A 2,594-nucleotide genomic window follows, 5' to 3' on the forward strand; every position below is an offset into this window, starting at 1 on the left:
CTTGCCCGGGTGCCACCCGCCTCCTCCACCCCCTGCTGCAGTCCGCCACGCACACCAGGAGGAGGCGCCATGGCGCGCACCGAGCACGACCCCGAGGTCCGGCCTCCGCAGGCGGAGGTCGCGGCCGCTGCCGCAACCACCCCGCTGGGGCGCCGCCGAGCACGCGGCAGGCCCAGCGGCATACGGGGGAACGAGGAGCGGGCCGGCTGGCTCTTCGTCGCGCCGATGGTGATCATCCTCGGCCTCTTCCTCGCCCTGCCCGTCCTCATGGCGTTCTGGGTGAGCCTGACGAGCTGGCAGGGCAACACGAACCCGATCGGCGGGGCGCCGTTCGTGGGCGCCCAGAACTACTCGGACCTGTTCGTGAAGGACAGCCTGACCCGGGCGAACTTCATGCAGTCGATCGGCAACACGTTCTACTACGTGCTGCTCGTCGTGCCGCTGCAGACCGTGCTCGCGCTCGGGCTCGCCCTGCTCGTCAGCAACAAGATGCTCAAGGGCAAGGGCTTCTTCCGGACGGCGTTCTACTTCCCGTCGGTGACGAGCTCGATCGCAATCACCACGGTCTTCCTCTTCCTCTTCTCCAATGCCGGCACGGTCAACGCGTTCCTCAAGTTCTTCCACATCGACGGGCCCAACTGGTTCAACGACAGCCGCGGCCTGCTGCACCTCGTGCTGGGCGCGTTCGGCATCGACAACCCGGGCTGGGCGCAGGGCGAGATCCTCGGTCGCAGCCTGTGGGACTGGCTGTCCGGGCCGTCCGTCGCGCTGTCGGTCATCATCATCCTCGTCGTCTGGACGACCTCGGGCACGTTCATGCTCCTGTTCATCGCGGCCCTGCAGGACCTGCCCGTCGAGGTCGACGAGGCCGCCGCGCTTGACGGGGCGACGGGCTGGCAGAAGCTGCGCCACGTCACCATCCCGATGATCAAGCCGGCGCTCTTCCTCGTCATCACCCTCGGCCTCATCGGCACCTGGCAGGTCTTCGACCAGATCTATGTCGCCGGCAAGGGCAACCCGGCCGGCACGACGCTGACGCCGGCGTTCCTCTCGTACCAGCAGAGCTTCGGCAACTTCAACTACGGCTCGGGAGCGGCGATGGCCTTCGTCGTCTTCGTCATCATCGTCGTCCTCACCCGCCTCCAGCGGTGGGTGCTGGCCGACAAGGACGAACGAAGGCCCCTCTTCGGGATCGGAGGCCGCAAGTGATCCAGCGCCAGAACCCCGTGAAGACGGTCGTCCTGTACACCCTCGTGCTCGCCTTCGCGGTGCTGTTCATCTATCCGTTCTTGATCCAGATCGCGACGAGCCTCAAGACCGACCCGGACGCGGCGAACAACCCGCTCTCGCTCATCCCGAACCCGTTCGACCTGCACGCGTGGAGGCAGATCTTCGGCCTGACCCCCGACACCTCGGTGCCCATCACCACCTGGATGAAGAACTCCGTCCTCGTGACGGTCGTGGTGACCTGCGGTCGGGTGTTCCTCGACTCGCTCGCCGGCTATGCCCTCTCGCGGCTGCACTTCCGCGGCCGCAAGATGCTCTTCGCAGCGGTGCTCGCCGTCATGAGCGTGCCGGGTGTCGCCTTGCTGATCCCGAAGTTCCTGATGGTGAACTACCTCAACATCTACGACACGTATGCCGCGATGATCCTGCCGCTCATCGTCGACGCCGCGGGTGTGTTCATCATGAAGCAGTTCTTCGACTCGGTGCCGATCTCGATCGAGGAGGCGGCCCGGATGGACGGCGCGGGTGTGTTCCGGACGTTCTGGTCGGTCGTGCTCCCGATGGCCAGGCCGGCCCTCATCACCTTGACGATCCTGTCGTTCCAGGGCTCGTGGAACGAGTTCTCGCACTTCCTCGTCGTCACCCGCGGGACCCCCGAGCACATGACGCTCGTGACCGGGCTCGCAAGCATGGCGAGCGGGCAGCTCGGGGCAGGCACCCGGTTCCCGCTCAAGCTCGGCACGGCGCTGCTGACGACGATCCCGGTGGCCATCCTCTTCTTCGCGCTCCAGCGCTACTTCGTCCGGGGCGCCAACGAGGGCAGCGTCAAGGGCTGAGGTCTCTGCCCCCGGTTCAGGCCGGGGGCAGAGGTCGGCGCCCGGAGCGGGCTGTTTCACTCCGGGCGCCAGGCCGGCCCCTGTCAGGTCGCCGGTGTCGGGCCGACGCACTGCCCGGCTGGAGCCGCGCCCCAAAATCTGGCCCGCACGACCTCATCGTGGGAGCGGCCCTGTCGTCCCCCTACCCAGAATGATTCACCGCCTTCGGCGCGCCGGAAACCACTGTGGTGCAGCACACACCTGCCGCCGTATGCCGCTCGAGTGAGCCTTCAGCCCCATCCGTCACGCGCACCGGTGTGACCAGTGGGACGAACCGCTCACTCGACGGAGGGGAGGGCCCTCGGCGGGAAACGGGTGGGACGAACTGCTCACTCGACTCCCGCGTCGAGTGAGCGCCCCGTCACTTCCGTCACAAACCAACCCCCGGCATACCGGTTAGGGGCGGAGCCCCTCGTCGCCCGGTGTGGAGAGGGTGATGAACGCCTTCTCGACGAGCTCGTGCGCCTCGACGCGCTCCGCGATCGCGCGGAG

At 67.4% G+C, this 2,594-nt stretch carries 2 protein-coding genes; both read left to right on the forward strand.

Going from position 1 to position 2,594, the window contains the following annotated elements:
- The first annotated feature begins 69 nt into the window (after positions 1–69).
- Positions 70–1,209 (forward strand): carbohydrate ABC transporter permease, encoded by a 1,140-nt coding sequence (locus ACTHJJ_RS15190; RefSeq protein WP_440303782.1) that lies wholly within the window; start codon positions 70–72, stop codon positions 1,207–1,209.
- A complete protein-coding gene (locus tag ACTHJJ_RS15195) occupies positions 1,206–2,063 on the forward strand; it encodes a carbohydrate ABC transporter permease (RefSeq protein ID WP_440303783.1) in 858 nt (285 codons plus the stop codon). The genes ACTHJJ_RS15190 and ACTHJJ_RS15195 overlap by 4 nt, the downstream gene beginning before the upstream one ends.
- Positions 2,064–2,594 lie beyond the last annotated feature (531 nt).

It is taken from the genome of Intrasporangium sp. (assembly GCF_051961875.1).
GTDB lineage: Bacteria > Actinomycetota > Actinomycetes > Actinomycetales > Dermatophilaceae > Intrasporangium_A.